This window comes from Streptomyces sp. 3214.6 (assembly GCF_900129855.1).
Classification (GTDB): Bacteria; Actinomycetota; Actinomycetes; order Streptomycetales; family Streptomycetaceae; genus Streptomyces; species Streptomyces soliscabiei.
In genome coordinates this window covers 3,380,692-3,397,635 of the sequence record NZ_LT670819.1, presented here as the reverse complement: position 1 = coordinate 3,397,635, position 16,944 = coordinate 3,380,692, and the positions used below count along the sequence as shown (strand labels likewise).

Annotated in this window: 14 protein-coding genes and 1 pseudogene; 10 read left to right on the top strand and 5 right to left on the bottom strand. The window is 71.2% G+C overall.

Annotation, left to right across the window (positions count from 1 at the left end; all coding sequences use genetic code 11):
- The first annotated feature begins 23 nt into the window (after window positions 1-23).
- The 3 genes from B5557_RS15135 to nudC all read left to right on the top strand — a co-directional run bounded on the left by B5557_RS15135 (window position 24) and on the right by nudC (window position 6,107).
- The gene (locus B5557_RS15135; protein WP_079659810.1) at window positions 24-3,584 is read left to right on the top strand and encodes an ATP-dependent DNA helicase; all 3,561 of its coding nucleotides are present in this window, start codon (window positions 24-26) and stop codon (window positions 3,582-3,584) included.
- A 10-nt stretch (window positions 3,585-3,594) separates the two neighbouring features.
- Complete coding sequence (locus tag B5557_RS15130; protein WP_079664789.1) at window positions 3,595-5,007, top strand: dipeptidase; 1,413 nt, start codon at window positions 3,595-3,597, stop codon at window positions 5,005-5,007.
- Window positions 5,008-5,162: 155 nt separating this feature from the next.
- Entirely contained in the window at window positions 5,163-6,107 is a 945-nt protein-coding gene (gene nudC / locus B5557_RS15125; RefSeq protein WP_079659808.1) for an NAD(+) diphosphatase, read from the top strand.
- Between the two features lie 61 nt (window positions 6,108-6,168).
- On the opposite strand, the gene B5557_RS15120 is transcribed toward nudC, so the two are convergent.
- Complete coding sequence (locus tag B5557_RS15120; RefSeq protein WP_079659807.1) at window positions 6,169-6,906, bottom strand: hypothetical protein; 738 nt, start codon at window positions 6,904-6,906, stop codon at window positions 6,169-6,171.
- Between the two features lie 241 nt (window positions 6,907-7,147).
- The gene (locus B5557_RS15115; RefSeq protein ID WP_079659806.1) at window positions 7,148-7,405 is read right to left on the bottom strand and encodes a mycoredoxin; all 258 of its coding nucleotides are present in this window, start codon (window positions 7,403-7,405) and stop codon (window positions 7,148-7,150) included.
- Between the two features lie 196 nt (window positions 7,406-7,601).
- Between B5557_RS15115 and B5557_RS15110 the strand changes: the two genes are divergently transcribed.
- The 5 genes from B5557_RS15110 (at window position 7,602) to B5557_RS43685 (ending at window position 11,548) form a co-directional block, all read left to right on the top strand.
- Window positions 7,602-9,806 (top strand): ATP-dependent DNA helicase UvrD2, encoded by a 2,205-nt coding sequence (locus B5557_RS15110; RefSeq protein WP_173877682.1) that lies wholly within the window; start codon window positions 7,602-7,604, stop codon window positions 9,804-9,806.
- Between the two features lie 210 nt (window positions 9,807-10,016).
- Window positions 10,017-10,334, top strand: coding sequence for a hypothetical protein (locus tag B5557_RS15105; RefSeq protein ID WP_079659805.1), 318 nt, complete (start codon window positions 10,017-10,019; stop codon window positions 10,332-10,334).
- 176 nt (window positions 10,335-10,510) lie between these two features.
- Window positions 10,511-10,879 (top strand): WhiB family transcriptional regulator, encoded by a 369-nt coding sequence (locus B5557_RS15100; RefSeq protein ID WP_019072119.1) that lies wholly within the window; start codon window positions 10,511-10,513, stop codon window positions 10,877-10,879.
- Window positions 10,876-11,199, top strand: a complete 324-nt coding sequence (locus B5557_RS15095; RefSeq protein ID WP_079659803.1) for a hypothetical protein — start codon at window positions 10,876-10,878, stop codon at window positions 11,197-11,199. Before B5557_RS15100 ends, B5557_RS15095 begins: the two co-directional genes overlap by 4 nt.
- A gap of 136 nt (window positions 11,200-11,335) precedes the next feature.
- A complete protein-coding gene (locus B5557_RS43685) occupies window positions 11,336-11,548 on the top strand; it encodes a hypothetical protein (protein WP_143688180.1) in 213 nt (70 codons plus the stop codon).
- 21 nt (window positions 11,549-11,569) lie between these two features.
- Here B5557_RS43685 and B5557_RS15090 read toward each other — a convergent pair whose 3' ends face one another.
- On the bottom strand, window positions 11,570-12,958 hold the full coding sequence (locus B5557_RS15090; protein ID WP_079659801.1) for an ABC1 kinase family protein: 1,389 nt from the start codon (window positions 12,956-12,958) through the stop codon (window positions 11,570-11,572).
- Window positions 12,951-13,772, bottom strand: a pseudogene (locus B5557_RS15085) (TOMM precursor leader peptide-binding protein); the annotation flags it as partial. The pseudogene B5557_RS15085 and the gene B5557_RS15090, both read right to left, overlap by 8 nt.
- Window positions 13,773-14,070: 298 nt before the next feature.
- On the opposite strand from B5557_RS15085, the gene istA reads away from it, so the two are divergent.
- Entirely contained in the window at window positions 14,071-15,666 is a 1,596-nt protein-coding gene (istA, locus tag B5557_RS15080; RefSeq protein ID WP_079657356.1) for an IS21 family transposase, read from the top strand.
- A complete protein-coding gene (gene istB / locus B5557_RS15075; protein ID WP_079657357.1) occupies window positions 15,663-16,427 on the top strand; it encodes an IS21-like element helper ATPase IstB in 765 nt (254 codons plus the stop codon). Before istA ends, istB begins: the two co-directional genes overlap by 4 nt.
- On the opposite strand, the gene B5557_RS15070 is transcribed toward istB, so the two are convergent.
- Entirely contained in the window at window positions 16,424-16,942 is a 519-nt protein-coding gene (locus B5557_RS15070) for a hypothetical protein (protein WP_079664514.1), read from the bottom strand. The two genes, istB and B5557_RS15070, sit on opposite strands and share 4 nt — an antisense overlap.
- Between the last annotated feature and the right edge of the window lie 2 nt (window positions 16,943-16,944).

The window sequence follows — 16,944 nt, the reverse complement described above, 5'->3', positions numbered from 1 at the left end:
GTGCCCGCGGTTAGCCTCTCCCCATGCCCGCCCGTATCAGCGATCCCGAGCAGCTCAAGGAGCTCCTCGGGATCCCCTTCACCCCGGAGCAGACGGCCTGCATCACCGCGCCGCCCGCCCCGCAGGTGATCGTGGCCGGCGCCGGATCGGGCAAGACGACGGTGATGGCCGCCCGCGTGGTGTGGCTGGTCGGCACCGGCCAGGTCGCCCCTGAACAGGTCCTCGGCCTGACCTTCACCAACAAGGCCGCCGGAGAACTCGCCGAACGTGTCCGCAAGGCCCTGCTCAAGGCGGGCGTCACCGACCCCGACGTCATCGACCCCGACAACCCGCCCGGCGAGCCGGTGATCTCCACCTACCACGCCTTCGCGGGCCGTCTCCTGAGCGACCACGGCCTGCGCATCGGCCTGGAGCCCACCTCCCGCCTGCTCGCCGACGCCACCCGCTACCAGCTCGCCGCGCGCGTGCTGCGCGAAGCGCCCGGCCCCTACCCCTCGCTCACCCGCTCCTTCGCCGACCTGATCAGCGACCTCCTCGCGCTCGACGCCGAACTCGCCGAACACCTCGTCCGGCCCGAGGACCTGCGCGCGTGGGACGCCGGGCTGCTGCGCACCCTGGAGGGCGCCAAGCTCACCAACGCCGACCTGCGCAAGGTCCCCGAGACCGCCGCCGCGCGGCGCGAGCTGGCCGACCTGGTGCTGCGCTACCGGGCCGCCAAGCGCGAGCGCGACCTGCTCGACTTCGGCGACCAGATCGCCATGGCGGCCCGGCTCGGCCAGGTACCCGAAGTGGGCCCGATCCTGCGCGACGAGTTCCGCGTCGTCCTCCTCGACGAGTACCAGGACACCTCCGTCGCCCAGCGCATCCTCCTGGCCGGCCTGTTCGGCGGGGGCACCGGGCATCCCGTGACGGCCGTCGGCGACCCCTGCCAGGCCATCTACGGCTGGCGTGGCGCCTCCGTGGCCAACCTCGACGACTTCCCCGAGCACTTCGCACACACCGACGGAAGCAGGGCGCAGCGCCACTCGCTCAGCGAGAACCGCCGCAGCGGCGGCCGCCTCCTGGACCTCGCCAACAGCATGGCCGAGCCGCTGCGCGCCCTGCACGCGGGCGTGGAGGCGCTGCGCCCGGCCCCCGGCGCCGAACGCGACGGAGTGGTCCGCTGCGCCCTCCTGGCCACCCACGCCGAGGAGATGGACTGGATCGCAGACTCTGTCGCCCATCTCGTGCGCACCGGCACGCCGCCCGGTGAGATCGCCGTCCTGTGCCGCACGGCCACCGACTTCGCGCAGATCCAGGGCGCGCTGGTGGCCCGGGACGTCCCCGTCGAGGTCGTGGGCCTGTCCGGGCTGCTGCACCTGCCCGAGGTCGCCGACCTGGTCGCGGTCTGCGAGGTGCTGCAGGATCCCGGCGCCAACGCCTCCCTGGTGCGGCTGCTGACCGGCCCGCGCTGGCGCATCGGCCCCCGCGATCTCGCCCTCCTGGGCCGACGGGCCCGACTGCTCGTCAGCCACGCGCGCGGGGACGGCGACGACGACCCGGACCGCCGCCTCGCCGAGGCCGTCGAGGGGGTCGACCCGTCCGAGGTGATATCGCTCGCGGACGCCCTCGACACGTTCCTGGAGTCACCCCTGTACGGCGCGGACGGGGCGGGGGAGGACGACGGACTGCCCTTCTCGCCGGACGCGCGCGTGCGGTTCGCCCGGTTCGCCACCGAACTGCGCGACCTGCGCCGCTCCCTGGCCGACCCCCTGATGGACGTCCTGCACCGCGTCCTCGCCGTCACCGGCCTCGAGGTCGAACTGTCGGCGTCCCCGCATGCCCTGGCAGCCCGCCGCCGCGAGACCCTGTCCAACTTCCTCGACATCGCCGCCTCCTTCGCCGCCGGCGAGAACGAGGCGAGCCTGCTCGCCTTCCTCGGCTTCCTGCGCACCGCCGCCCAGTACGAGAAGGGCCTCGACAACGCCCTCCCCGGCGGCGAGAACACCGTCAAGGTGCTCACCGCGCACAAGTCCAAGGGCCTGGAGTGGGACGTCGTCGCCGTACCCGGCCTGGTCAGCGGCACCTTCCCCAGCGGTCAGGGCCGAGAGAAGTGGACCGCGCAGGCCAAGGTGCTGCCGCACGAACTGCGCGGCGACGCCGACACGCTCCCCGACCTCGACTCCTGGGACGCACGGGGCATGAAGGCCTTCCACGAGGCCATGAAGGACCACCAGCACACCGAGGAGCTCCGCCTCGGCTACGTCACCTTCACCCGCCCCCGCTCCCTGCTGCTCGGCTCCGGCCACTGGTGGGGCCCCACCCAGAAGAAACCCCGCGGCCCCTCCGACTTCCTCCAGGCCCTCCACGACCACTGCGCGGCCGGACACGGCGAGATCGAGGCCTGGGCGGACGAGCCGGAGGAGGACGAGGAGAATCCCACCCTGCACCGCGCGAGCGCCGACCAGGTCTGGCCGCTCCCCCTGGACGACGCCGCCCTGGCCCGCCGTCGCGCCGCCGCCGAGACCGTCCTCGCCCACCTGCACGACCTCGCCTCGCCCGGCGACGGCGCCACCGCCACCCACGACCCCGAGACCTACGACGACCCGGACTGGCCCGCACCACCCGACGAGGACGAGCTCGCCCACGGCGACGAGCCGCCCTACGACGAGGCCGACCCCTTCGAGGACGCCCCCTTCGAGGACGACCCCGGCGACTGGGATGAGTGGACCGCAGACCGCCCGGCCGTCCCGCACCAGGCCACGGCCCCGGAACCCCCCGTCGCGCGCCCCCGCGCCGCCCACCCGCGCCGGAGCTCCCTCACCCCCGAGGAAGCCCGCACCGTCGCCTCCTGGGACCGCGACCTCGACGCGCTCGCCGGCGAGCTTCTGCGCACCCGCCGGAGCGTCACGGACGTCCCCCTGCCGACGACCCTGACCGCCTCGCAGGTGATGCGCCTGGCCGCCGACCCGGACGGTCTCGCGCAGGAACTCGCGCGCCCCATGCCGCGCCCCCCGCAACCGGCCGCGCGCCGGGGCACCCGGTTCCACGCTTGGGTGGAGGCCCGCTTCGAGGCGTTGACGCTCCCCCTGCTGGAACCGGACGAGCTGCCCGGCGGCGACGCCGAGACCACCGACGCCGAGATCGCCGACGAACGGGACCTGGAAGCCCTCAAGGAAGCGTTCGAACGCACCGAGTACGCCCACCGCACGCCCTACCGCGTCGAGACCCCCTTCCAGCTCGCACTCGCCGGCCGTGTCGTGAGGGGCCGTATCGACGCCGTCTACAAGGAGGGCGACGGCGACGCGGCGACGTACGACATCGTCGACTGGAAGACGCACCGAGCCCGCACCGCCGACCCTCTCCAGCTTGCCCTCTACCGGCTCGCCTGGGCCGAGCAGCAGGGGGTGCCCGTGGAATCCGTCACAGCCGCGTTCCTGTACGTGCGCACCGGCGACGTCGTACGACCGGAGGGTCTGCCCGATCGTGCCGCGCTGGAGCGCCTGTTGACGGGGGAAGAGAGCGCCGGCGGCGACCCCGGGGGACCGGTCGGGCAGGTAAACGCTGCGCAACGGCCCGGCGGGGATGTCGGTGCGGGCCGATAGGCTCGTGACCATGAGCCATCCCGTTGACAGTGCCGTCAGCGCCGTACGCACGTACATCGAGCAGCACCGCGCCGCCTTCCTCGACGACCTCGCCGAGTGGCTGCGCATCCCGTCGGTGTCGGCGCAGCCCGACCACGCGCCCGACGTACGGCGCAGCGCGGACTGGCTCGCCGCCAAGCTCAAGGAGACCGGCTTCCCGACCGTCGAGGTCTGGCAGACGCCGGGCGCCCCGGCCGTCTACGCCGAGTGGCCCTCCGGCGATCCGCAGGCCCCCACCGTCCTGGTCTACGGCCACCACGACGTGCAGCCCGCCGCCCGCGAGGACGGCTGGGACAGCGACCCCTTCGAGCCCGTCGTCCGCGAGAACCGTCTCTACGCGCGCGGGGCGGCTGACGACAAGGGCCAGGTCTTCTTCCACACCCTGGGCGTGCGCGCCCACCTCGCCGCCACCGGCCGGACCGCCCCGGCCGTCCACCTCAAGCTGCTGATCGAGGGCGAGGAGGAGTCCAGCTCCCCGAACTTCCGAGCGCTGGTCGAGGACCGGGCGGGACAGCTCGCGGCGGACGCCGTGATCGTCTCCGACACCGGCATGTGGTCCGAGGACACCCCCACGGTGTGCACGGGCATGCGCGGCCTCGCCGAGTGCGAGATCCGCCTCTTCGGCCCCGACCAGGACATCCACTCGGGCTCCTTCGGCGGCGCCGTGCCCAACCCGGCCACCGCGGCGGCCCGCCTCGTGGCCGCCCTGCACGACACACGCGCGCGCGTGGCCGTCCCCGGCTTCTACGACGGCATCGTCGAACTCACCGATCGCGAGCGTGAGCTCTTCGCCGAGCTCCCCTTCGACGAGGACGAGTGGCTGCGCACCGCCAGGTCGCACGCCACCCACGGCGAGGCCGGACACACCACCCTGGAGCGCATCTGGGCCCGCCCCACCGCCGAGGTCAACGGCATCGGCGGCGGCTACCAGGGCCCCGGCAGCAAGACGATCATCCCGTCCTCGGCGTTCGTGAAGCTGTCGTTCCGGCTGGTCGCCGGCCAGGACCCCGACCACGTCGAGAAGGCCGTCCGGGCCTGGGCCGACGAGCAGGTGCCCGCCGGGATCCGCCACGAGATCGCGTTCAGCCCGGCCACGCGCCCGTGCCTGACCCCACTGGACCACCCGGCCCTTGAGTCCGTGGTCCGCGCCATGGGCCGCGCTTTCGAAGGACCCGTCAGCTTCACCCGTGAGGGCGGCTCCGGACCCGCCGCCGACCTGCAGGAAGTCCTCGGCGCCCCGGTCCTCTTCCTCGGTGTCTCCGTGCCCTCGGACGGCTGGCACGCGCCGAACGAGAAGGTCGAGCTGGACCTCCTCCTCAAGGGCGTAGAGACCACCGCGTACCTCTGGGGCGACCTCGCCGAGAACTGGCGTCATGCGCCCTGACGCCCGCGCTCGGTCCGGAGGGGACACGCGCGCGGGGCACACTGGACAGACCGGCCCGCACCGCGAGACCCCACCGCCACCGGTCGTCCCCTGCCGTACGTCCCGCTGAACCGCCCGCCGAAACAACCGTTCCACCGGGGGAGTTGGAAGTACCCGTGACCACTTGGACCGACCAGAACGCCGATCGACCCATTTCGCTCACCGCGCCGAGCGGCATCGACCGGGCCGCCCACCACCGGCTCGACGAGGCCTGGCTCGCCGCCGCGTGGAGCCACCCCACCACGCGTTGCTTCGTCGTCTCGGGCGGCCAGGTCCTCATCGACGAGACGCCCGACGGCCGCACCGAACTCGTCATGACCCCGTCGTTCGAGGCGCCCCTCACCGAGGCGCACCGGTACTTCCTGGGGACCGACGAGGACGGCGTCAGCTACTTCGCCCTCCAGAAGGACGCCCTGCCCGGCCGCATCGACCAGTCCGCGCGCCCGGCCGGACTGCGCGAGGCCGGCCTGCTGCTGGCGCCGCGCGAGACGGGCCTGATGGTGCACGCGGTTGGCCTGGAGAACTGGCAGCGTACCCACCGCTTCTGCTCCCGCTGCGGCGAGCGCACCGTGATCGCCGCCGCCGGCCACATCCGTCGCTGCCCCGCCTGCGGCGCCGAGCACTACCCGCGCACCGACCCCGCGGTGATCATGGCCGTCACGGACGAGGAGGACCGCATCCTCCTGGGCCGCCAGGTCCACTGGCCCGAGGGCCGGTTCTCCACCCTCGCCGGCTTCGTGGAGCCCGGCGAGTCCATCGAGCAGTCCGTGCGCCGTGAGGTGTTCGAGGAGGCCGGCATCACCGTCGGCGAGGTCGAGTACATCGCCAGCCAGCCCTGGCCCTTCCCGTCCAGCCTGATGCTGGGCTTCATGGCCCGCGCCACCTCCACCGACATCAACGTCGACGGAGACGAGATCCACGAGGCCCGCTGGTTCTCCCGCGACGAACTCGGCGCTGCCTTCGAGTCCGGCGAGGTGCTGCCCCCGTACGGCATCTCCATCGCGGCCCGGCTGATCGAGCTCTGGTACGGCAAGCCGCTGCCGACCCGCAGTTTCATCTGAGAACGACGTCGAGGTGGCCGTCCCGGCCCGGGACGGCCACCCCCAGGAGCCCGCGGCGCTCCTACTGCGGTCGCATCAGGCGCAAGTCCTCACCCCATGCGTCCAGTACAGCGCTGTGCCCGGCCCTTCGGGCCACTGCCTCGACCTGGGCGAAGAGATGACGCTGTGTGGGCACGTCGCCGGTTCCCGAGACGCGGTCCACGGCGTCGAGCAGCATGCCGGTGTCCCAGCCGGGCAGGGGGAATCGGGCGAGTTCCCATTCCAGGTACTTGTTGTAGGGGCGGGGACGGCGGTCGAGAGCGAAGAGCGACTCCAGTAGAAACCGGACGCTGTCGACGGCGTCCAGACGGGCCGCGAGCGTCTGCCCGTCGCGGTCGTTCTTGACCGAGCGGTAGAGGGAGTTGGCGTAGGCGTCGAGCCATCCGCTCGCCCCTTCGAAGGCTTCATCGGCGTCGAGCCGTGCCTTGCCGGCCAGGATCTCGGCGATGCCTCCGTCGAGCCGGTCGAGCACGATCCGGGCGCGGGCGAGGGCGTACCGCTCGAAGCCGGGCATTCCGGCGGCGCGGAACTCGTCGAGGGAGAGGACGACGAGGTCGAGTTCCGGGGTGCGGTGCCCCATGAACCGGGTGAGCGCCGTCGTCGCACCATCGGCGAGGACGACGTACAGGTCGTGGTCGGAGTGCTCGGTGGTCATGCCCTCGTGGGCCCGGGAACCCTTGAGGACAAGGCCGACGACAGCTGGATCGGCGGCGGCCAGTTCGACGAACGCCTCGTAGGCGAGAGGCTGCTGAGCAGTCATTGCCTGATCTCCGGTGGAGTGATGACGGGCATGCCGACCGGGCGGCCCCGAAGTCATCGGGGACACCCGCACCGTCTGCGGCGGCGCTCGGCCGCCGCCCGGAAGATCAACGCACGTGCGGACTCTACCGCCGGGCCGGCCGAGAGGTCTCGCATTCGGCCGCCACCAGCACGCACCTAGCCCAGGGAGCATGAAACCCCCGATCAGCACCAGGCCGGTCGGGGGTTTCGCGTCGAAAGGGTCAGGCGCCGAGCGCTTGCTTCACCTGGGCAAGGCTCGGGTTGGTCATCACGACCTCGGCCCCACCGTTGGCGGGAACCACCTGCACGGTCGGAACCGTCTGGTTTCCGCCATTCGCCTTCTCCACGAACGCCGCGGACGCCGGGTCGTGCTCGATGTTGATCTCGGTGTATCCGATGCCCTCGCGGTCGAGCTGCTTCTTCAGCCGCTGGCAGTAGCCGCACCACGTGGTGCTGTACATCGTCACAGTGCCCAGCATGTCTCTTGTGCTCCTTCGGCGGGTCGGGGGTACAGGCGGTCGCAGAGGAGAGAACGTACGCCGAAGGGCCACCATTCCCGAGAGGCGTCGTGCGGCGCGAAGGCCGAAGGTGACGCTCGCCGCATTAGTACGACTGCGGGGCCCCGCCTGTGGACAACCGGCCCGCCCGTCTCCGCCGACCTGGCAGCATGGCCATGTGACAGCAGCAACGCACTCCACCCTTTTCCCGCAGGTACCGGACTCGGCCGACGCGGTGCTCGAAGGGCTCGACCCCGAGCAGCGCGAGGTGGCGACCGCCCTGCGCGGTCCGGTGTGCGTGCTGGCAGGAGCCGGCACGGGCAAGACGCGGGCCATCACGCACCGCATCGCCTACGGGGTGCGGGCCGGCATACTGCACCCCTCCAGTGTGCTCGCCGTCACCTTCACCAACCGGGCCGCCGGGGAGATGCGCGGCCGGCTCCGCCAGCTCGGCGCCCAGGGCGTCCAGGCCCGCACCTTCCACTCCGCGGCCCTGCGCCAGCTGCAGTACTTCTGGCCGAAAGCGATCGGTGGCTCCCTGCCCCGACTCATCGACCGGAAGATCCAACTCGTCGCCGACGCGGCCGCCGCCTGCCGCATCCGCCTCGACCGGGGTGAGCTGCGGGACGCCACCGCGGAGATCGAGTGGTCCAAGGTCACCCAGACCGTCCCCGCCGACTACGCCCTGGCCGCCGTCAAGGCGGGCCGCGAGATCCCCCGGGACCCCGCCGAGATCGCCCAGCTCTACGCCGCCTACGAGAACCTCAAGCGGGAGCGCGCCGTCATTGACTTCGAGGACGTCCTGCTGCTGACCGTCGCCGTCCTCCAGGACCGGCACGACATCGCCGAACAGGTCCGCGCCCAGTACCAGCACTTCGTGGTCGACGAGTACCAGGACGTCAGCCCCCTCCAGCAGCGCCTGTTGGAGCTGTGGCTCGGCGATCGGGACGACCTGTGCGTGGTCGGCGACGCCAGCCAGACGATCTACTCCTTCACCGGAGCCACCCCCGACCACCTCCTCGACTTCCGCACCCGCCACCCCGGCGCCACGGTCGTCAAGCTCGTCCGCGACTACCGCTCCACCCCCCAGGTCGTCCACCTGGCCAACGGCCTGCTCTCCCAGGCCCGGGGCCGCGCCGCCGACCACCGCCTGGAGCTGGTCTCCCAGCGCGACCCGGGACCCGACCCCGGCTACACCGAGTACGCCGACGAGCCCGCCGAGGCCGAAGGCGCGGCCCGCCGCATCCGTGAACTCCTCGACGCCGGTGTCCCGGCCGCCGAGATCGCCATCCTGTTCCGCACCAACGCGCAGTCGGAGATCTACGAACAGGCCCTGGCCGACCTCGGCATCCCCTACCAGCTGCGCGGCGCCGAGCGCTTCTTCGACCGCCCGGAGGTGCGCAAGGCCGGTGTCGCCCTGCGCGGCGCGGCCCGCTTCGGTGGCAACGACACCCTCCTCGAGGACGCCGTCGACCTGCCCTCCCAAGTGCGGGCCGTCCTCTCGGGTGAGGGCTGGACGTCCCAGCCGCCGGCCGGTTCCGGAGCCGTCAGGGAACGCTGGGAGTCACTGGCCGCGCTGGTGAACCTGGCCCATGACTTCTCCGCCGCCCAGCCCGGCGCCACGCTCGCCGACTTGGTCGCCGAGCTCGACGAACGGGCCGGCGCCCAGCACGCCCCGACCGTCCAGGGCGTCACCCTGGCCTCGCTGCACTCGGCCAAGGGCCTGGAGTGGGATGTCGTGTTCCTGGTCGGCGTCGCCGAGGGCATGATGCCGATCACCTACGCCAGAACCGACGAGCAGATCGAGGAGGAGCGCCGGCTCCTCTACGTCGGGGTCACCCGCGCCCGTGAGCGCCTGCACGTCTCGTGGGCGCTGTCCCGCTCACCCGGCGGCCGCGCGAGCCGCCGCCCCAGCCGCTTCCTCGACGGCCTGCGCCCCGGTTCGGGCGCCGCTGTCGGCCGCGTTGGCGCCGGTGGCGCCGGAGGCATCGAGCGCGGCTTCACCGGGACCGCCGTGGGCGCCTCCGTGGTGCCGCGCCGGACGCAGCGCACCCCCGCCCGCTGCCGGGTCTGCGGACGCACCCTGACCGACGCCGGCGAGATGAAGCTGATGCGCTGCGAGGACTGCCCGTCCGACATGGACGAGGGGCTCTATGAACGGCTGCGGGACTGGCGCGCGGCCCAGGCACAGCGCGGCGGCCAGCCGGCGTTCTGTGTCTTCACCGACAAGACGCTGATGGCGATCGCCGAGGCCGTCCCCGACGAGGAGGGCGAGCTCGCGCGGATTCCGGGGGTCGGCATACGCAAGCTCAACCGCTACGGAGCCGACGTCCTGGCCATCTGCGCAGGCCAAGACGTCGGAGGAGATGAAGACAGCGGCTGAGGAACAGTGCATGGGGGACGGACGGAGGGCGGACGGGGAACTGATCCGAACTCGTCGGAAAAATAGTTTGCGCATGCCCCGGCAATCCCCATAGGTTCTAAGCCACGGGGACGGCGGCCTTCTCGAAGGCCCTGATTCCGTGCTGTACTTGCATATCCGTCGGACTGGGTTCACCCCGGTCCCCCGAGACGCCGAGAGGAGGCGATTCCAGTGATCATCATCAACAGCAGCTCCACCGCCAAACTGAACGATCGCTCTGTCGTCTCCACGTGCATGCTCGGCACCTCGGTCCTGGGCACCGGTCTGTCCGGCATTCGTGCCGACCGGCTGGCGTCCTCCTCCGTTGCCCCCGCGGGTCTTCCCGTCCGCGAGCGCAATGAGCGACCGACCAAGGCACTGGAAGCAGTAGGGGCACAGGCGCACGCCTATGCCTTTGCGGCAGCCGGTGCCGGATCCCGGAAGCAGACGACGCAGCACCACCTGATGTGGGCCTTCCGTGGGCCAGAACCCTGGAGTGATCCAGCCTGATCGACAATCAGGCCGGCGCCTTCAGGGCCGCGGAACCCCACCCGGGATCCGCGGCCCTTCTGTTTGTCCTCCCACGGGGACGACGGAGCGAAGGGGCCTCGGGACAAGAAAAGAACCCGGTACCAGCCGCCACTCGGCCCCACAGGGCCGGACCGACCAGACGAGGAAGACGAACCGTGCAACTCGAAGCGCACGCCCCGTCCGTACCGCCTTCCGAAACGATCCCCCCGCCCGGCCTCACGGAGGACTCCACCTTGACCCCGCTCACGGCGCTCACCGCGCTCGACGACGCCATCGAGAACCTCGGCGTACCCGTCCCCTGCCGCTCCTACGACCCGGAGGTCTTCTTCGCCGAGTCGCCGGCGGACGTCGAGTACGCCAAGTCCCTCTGCCGCACCTGCCCGCTGATCGAGGCCTGCCTCGCCGGCGCCAAGGAGCGGCGCGAGCCCTGGGGCGTCTGGGGTGGCGAGCTGTTCGTCCAGGGTGTCGTCGTCGCCCGGAAGCGGCCGCGTGGTCGCCCGCGCAAGAACCCGGTCACGGCATGAACACCGCAGGAACGATCGACCGCCCCCTCACGCAAGACCCCAAGAAGCAGGCCCCGATGAAGCCGTTCACCAGCGAGCCCGCAGGCTCCGCGACCGAAGACATCAGCACCACCGGCGCGTACGACTCGCGCCAGAACAGGACCCGCGAGATGCAACTCATCCCAGAAGCCCTGGCTCGTGCGCATATGCACGACCGACTGCACGAGGCCGAGCGGGAACGCCGGGCCCTGCGCCTGGCGACCGCTCGCCGGATGCAGGCTCGGGCCGAGCGCGCCTCGCTGCGCGCCCGCCGGGCGCTCGCCATGGCCGTGATGCAGTAACCACATACACCTGAAGCGGTGGCCTCCCGACAGAGGGAGGCGAAGCTCTCCCCGCGGGGGTCGGTCCGTCCGAACGGACCGACCCCCGCGGTGCGTTGTACGGCAGATCCACCGCCGCAGCGCTATCGTCCCGAAGGTGACGAGTCTTTCCGGAGACAGTGACCGAGGCGGTTCCCCGACGGAACCCCGCCCTGTTGTGTGCGCCCGCTGCGGCACGCGGGCGGAGCAGCCGCCGCCCGTCCCGTGGACCTGCTCCGTGGAGAACGGCGCCCGGCGCTACTTCTGCGAGGCCTGTGCCCGCAAGAACCTCAGGGCGATCGAAGGACGACTGGACTCCGCCTGGTGGTGAGGTGCGTCACAGACGGGGGCCTCAGGCCTCCGCCACCGACCCCTCCGCGTCCAAGGCTTCCAGTGCTTCCAGGACCTCCTCCGCAAGGAAACCGGGCAGCCACTCCTCCAGCTCCTCGCGCAGCCGCACCGTGGCGCCGAGCTGGCACAGCACGCCGATCGTGCTGAGCGTCACCCGATGTATCAGCAGGTAGGCCGGCGGGAGGTTGAGCTGCTTGCCCAGCTGGTGGGCGGGGGAGCGGGGATCGGCGATCCGGGCCGCCTGGCTGCGCATCCAGCCGCGAGTGAACGTGAACTCCTCCACTGCGGCCGGCTCGATGATCGGCAGCAGGTAGTCGAGGACAGCGTCGGGATCCAGCTCGATGGATTCCTTGACGAAACCCTCCGTGCGCAGGAGTTCGTAGACCTCCTCCGCCGCACCGTCCAGGGTCATGCGCAGGGACCGGCCGATGGGATCCGGCAGGCCGCCGGGGAGCCGGTCCACGGTTCCGAAGTCCAGGACGCCCAGCCGCCAGTCGTCCTCGCCGTCCGGTCCGCCGGGCAGAAGGCGGAAGTTGCCGGGGTGCGGGTCGGCGTGCAGCAGACCGGTGCGGGCCGGACCGGAGAACAGGAAACGGGACAGCAGCTGGCCGGCGCGGTTGCGCTGCTCAGGAGTGCCGTCGGCGATCACCTCGGACATGGGTACACCGTCGATCCACTCGGTGATCAGTACCTGGTCGCACTGGTGGACCACCGCCGGGACCACCACGTCGGGATCGTCGCAGAACTCCTCCGCATGGGCCTGCTGAGCCTGCGCCTCCAGGCTGTAGTCGAGCTCCTCGGAGACCCGGTCCCGGAGCTCGGAGATCAGCGGCTTGACGTCCATGCCCGGGATGAGCGGGCCCAACAGGCGGGCGAAGCGGCTGAGTTGGTTCAGGTCCGACAGCAGCGCCTCACCGGCCCCGGGGTACTGGACCTTGACCGCGACCTCCCGGCCGTCGTGCCACACCGCTCGATGCACCTGACCGATCGAGGCCGCAGCTGCCGGCTTGTCGTCGAACTCCAGGAACAGCTCGCGCCAGTCTGCTCCGAGGCGGTCCGTGAGCACGGAGTGCACCGTGCGGGTCGGCATCGGCGGCGCCGCGTCCTGGAGCTTGGTGAGGGCCGCGCGGTACGGGCCGGCGACCTCCTCGGGAAGCGCCGACTCGAAGACGGACAGGGCCTGCCCGAACTTCATCGCACCCCCTTTCAGCTCGCCCAGCACCTTGAAGAGCTGCTCGGCGGTGCGCTGCTGCAGCTCGCGGCCGACGATCTCCGCGGACTCGCCCACGATCCGCTTGCCCAGACCCCAGGTCGCCCGCCCGGCGAAGCCGAGCGGGAGCGCGGCGAGCTTGGCGGTTCGGGTAACCGCCTTCCGGGGAAGATCAGACATGCGCCCTCCAGGTCCCAGCCAGCCGCGCCGCGTCCGTCGTACGGCGTAACTCCGTCGATTGCCGTTGCTCTGCCATTGTCGCGTGCGATGCCTCGTCCTCGGAGGTGTGTTCCCGCTTACCTTTCTCCGCGGCCCCGCACGGACAGTCCAAGTGGGGCCATACCGGACGCTCGTGCCACTGGAGGGTGGGTGCGGAGACCTCCCAGCGGGCGCCCGTGCTCGACGGGGTCCGGCCGTCGAGGAAGGTGAGCGCGTGGGCGGCCGCCAGCCCGGCCACCGTCGTGGCCAGCGTCACATCACAGGCGCGCGCCGCGCGTTTCCTCCCGGAGTGCCACTGCGCGACCAGTCGCGGCCACGCCGGGTCCCGGTCGGTGCACGCCTGCTGCAGGCACCCGGCGCAGCCCGTCTCACCCGGCAGGACGAGCGGCCCGACAACGCCCGTTCCCTCCACGACCCCCGTATAGAGGTGCGGTGTGCCGGAGGCGATGAGGGGCTCCGCCGCCGAGGGATCGGGCGCATGCACGGACACGTCGTCCCGTGGGGCGAGGATCACCAAAGAGAAGCCGGGGGTGTCCGGCTCGGCCGGTGACCTTGTGCTTCTGCGGGGCGGGCGGTCCGGGGCGGCCCGGCGTACGACGCGGCGGGCCGCCTCGTCCCGACGCTCGCCGACCGCCTCGGCGGGCAGGCCGCCCGGCGCGACGTCCTCCGGCTCCACCCGGCCGCCGTCGCGCACGTCCACCTCGCCGATCCCCGCACCCGACAGCAGCGCCGCCAGTACCACGCCGACCCGGCCCGCTCCGCGTACCTGTCGGCGACCAAGAATTTCCCCACGAACCGAGGTTTCGTGTCGGCGTAATTCCCCACCCCTGCGGTCACGAGTCCCCATGGGGATGGTGACCGTGGCCGGTGCGGACTCCGCTCGACATTGCATGTTTCTCGCCGTTTTGGGTGGTTTGAGAAGTAGTTAGCCATTCCTTGCGAATCGGTCTGGTTCCCCATGGGCATGCCGGTGCCCGAGTCGAGGGTCCTGACCATCTCGGATCCGCAGGCGTCCCTCGATCTGCGAGCCGAGAGGTCGACGGACGCACCGGATGGCAAGGAGAACATTCACCGTGGTCGACATCGTCGAGATCTACGTCCACTGGTACGCGGGCCGGTCAAAGAGCCAGGTGGCCACTTCGCTGGGGGTGGACCGCAAGACGATCAGGAAGTACCTGGCGCCGGCGGAGGCGGCCGGGATGGCCCCGGGCGGGCCGCCCATGAGTGAGGCGGACTGGTCCAAGCTGATCAAGAGCTGGTTCCCGGAGCTGGCCAGCCGGCGGCTGAACCAGCTGACCTGGCCGGAGATCGAGGAGCACCGTGACTACATCAAGCAGCTGCTGGAGACCACCACGGTCACCACGATCCATCAACGCCTGCGTGACGAACAGAAGCTGAAGGCGTCGCTCACGTCGTTTCGGCGGTGGGTGCACGCGAACCTGCCGGACGAGGCGGCGCGATCGAAGGTCACGGTGCTGCGGGACGACGTCGAGCCGGGCTCGGAGGCCCAGATCGACTACGGCTTCCTGGGGCAGTGGATCAACCCGAGGACCGGCAAGCGGCACCGGATCTGGGCGTTCGTGATGGTACTGCCCTGCTCGCGGCACATGTTCGTGCGTCCCGTGACGCACATGGACCAGCATGCGTGGACCCTGGCCCACGTGGACGCGTTCCGGTTCTTCGGTGGTGTCCCGCGCCGTCTGGTGCCGGACAACCTGAAGACCGGGGTGGACAAACCGGATCTCTACGACCCGCAGATCAACAGGTCGTATGCCGAACTCGCCGCCCACTACGGGACGTTGGTGGATCCTGCCAGGGCCTCGCACCCGAAGGACAAGCCCAGGGTGGAGCGGCCTATGCCCTATGTCCGGGACTCGTTCTGGAGCGGGCGCCAGTTCACCTCCCTCGACCACATGCAGGCCGAGGCCCTCATCTGGGCGAGGGAGACCGCGGGCCGCCGGCACTGTCGGCCGCTTCAGGGGGCGGCTCCGCTGGCGGTGTTCGAGGCGGTGGAGGCCGAAGCCCTCCTCCCGCTGCCGCAGACGCCGTTCGTGCTGGCGAAGTGGTCGAGCGCGACGGTCGGCCCGGACATCCACATCAAGGTCGGCCGCACCCTCTACTCGGTGCCATGGAAGCTGATCGGCCGCAAGGTCGATGTCCGCTCCACCGCCACCATGGTCCAGGTCTTCCACGAGGGCGAGCTGGTCAAGACCCACGCAGCCCTTGAGCAGGGCAAACGCACCGACAGAGGCGACTACCCGCCGGAGAAGATCGCCTTCCAGATGAAGACGCCGATCTGGTGCCGCAGCCAGGCGTCCGAGGTCGGTGACGCCTGTCGGGAGGTGATCGACCAGTTGCTGGAGGTCAACGCGCTCTACCGGCTCCGCGCCGCCCAAGGGGTGCTCGGCCTGCGGAAGAAGTACGGTGACCGGCGCCTGGAGGCCGCCTGCGCGAAGGCCGTCTCAGTCGGCGACCCGTCCTACCGCACGATCAAGGGCATCCTGGTCGCCGGCACCGAGAGCGAGGCCGAACCGGAGACCGGCGACGCCGGAGCGGCGGCTTTCCTGCACGGGCCCGAGGGCCTGTTCGCCGCCGCCATCCCCATGCAGACGCCGGGCGAGCGTCGCGATGACCAGGAGCACGGCGACGCTCTGGGGGCCGCACGATGAGCGTGATGGACACCGCCCTGCGCGAGTCACTCAAAACTCTGCGGCTGTCGGGGATGCTGGAGACTCTCGACGCCCGCCTCGCCCAGGCCCATGGCGGCGAGCTCGGCCACCTCGACTTTCTCCAGGTCCTCTGCCAGGACGAGATCGCCCGCCGTGAGGCCGTCGCCTTCGAACGCCGCCTGCGCAAAGCGAAGTTCGAGCAGCAGGCCACCTTGGAGGGCTTCGACTTCAATGCCTCTCCGAAGCTGCCTGCGGCCCAGATCCGTGACCTGGCCGCCCTGCGCTGGCTCCACGCGGGCGAGTCCGTAATTCTGTTCGGGCCGGTCGGGGTCGGAAAGACACACGTCGCCCAGGCGCTGGGGCACCTCGCCATCCGCCAGGGCGCCAACGTCCGCTTCTCCAAGACCAGCCGGATCCTGGCCGAGCTCGCCGGTGGCCACGCGGACCGCACCTGGGACCGGCGCATGCGGGAGATCGTCCGCCCCGACGTGCTCATCCTGGACGACTTCGCCATGCGCCAGCTGACCGCTCCCCAGGCCGACGACCTCTACGAACTCGTCTCCGAGCGGCAGGGCCGGTCCGTGATCATCACCAGCAACCGGGCTCCCAGTGACTGGTATCCGCTCTTCCCCAACCCCGTCGTCGCCGAGTCCCTCCTCGACCGGCTCATCAACGCCAGTCACCAGGTCATCATGAACGGCCCCAGCTACCGGCCCAACAAGCGACCCAAGAGCCCGACCGACAAGCCGCCGACCACCTAGCGTCCGGGCCGGTCCACGTTCCACTCCCGCGGCAGTTCCTCGTCGCAGAAGACGCAGACGAAGTCCTCCTCGCGCACGACGTTGAGCTGTTGGCAGGAGGGGCAGCGCCGGAACACCACCTCGTGCGTGAAGCCGGACGGACGAACGATCCCGGCCTGGTCCAGGGCCTCGGCGACGGCCGCCCACGAGCTGACGTCCGGGCAGTAGCCGGTCGACTGATTGCTGACCTCGTCGACCGCCCACCGCCCGGACTCCTCGCGGAAGCTGATCTCGCCGGCGCCCAGGACCGCTTCCCCAGCAGCACACACCACGTGCTCACTGCGACGCGGCGCGAGCCGCAGGACCCCAGCATGATCCACGACGAAGGTGAAGGGCTCGGCCAACTCCTCCACCGTCCGAGCCGAGACCCACTCGTCGAAGTCCGCTGGCGAACCCGTGCTCCGGCCCTCGCCGCCCGGTCGGACGAGACTCCTCAACTCGGCCGGTCCGACATAGCGATAGCTCCACCGCTGCATGC

Excerpts from the sequence above, each read along its gene's own strand:
- B5557_RS15135 (WP_079659810.1), top strand. The coding sequence starts at position 24 with ATGCCCGCCCGTATCAGCGATCCCGAGCAGCTCAAGGAGCTCCTCGGG.
- B5557_RS15130 (WP_079664789.1), top strand. The coding sequence starts at position 3,595 with ATGAGCCATCCCGTTGACAGTGCCGTCAGCGCCGTACGCACGTACATC.
- B5557_RS15120 (WP_079659807.1), bottom strand. The coding sequence starts at position 6,906 with ATGACTGCTCAGCAGCCTCTCGCCTACGAGGCGTTCGTCGAACTGGCC.
- B5557_RS15115 (WP_079659806.1), bottom strand. The coding sequence starts at position 7,405 with ATGCTGGGCACTGTGACGATGTACAGCACCACGTGGTGCGGCTACTGC.
- B5557_RS15095 (WP_079659803.1), top strand. The coding sequence starts at position 10,876 with ATGAACACCGCAGGAACGATCGACCGCCCCCTCACGCAAGACCCCAAG.
- B5557_RS15090 (WP_079659801.1), bottom strand. The coding sequence starts at position 12,958 with ATGTCTGATCTTCCCCGGAAGGCGGTTACCCGAACCGCCAAGCTCGCC.
- istB (WP_079657357.1), top strand. The coding sequence starts at position 15,663 with ATGAGCGTGATGGACACCGCCCTGCGCGAGTCACTCAAAACTCTGCGG.
- B5557_RS15070 (WP_079664514.1), bottom strand. The coding sequence starts at position 16,942 with ATGCAGCGGTGGAGCTATCGCTATGTCGGACCGGCCGAGTTGAGGAGT.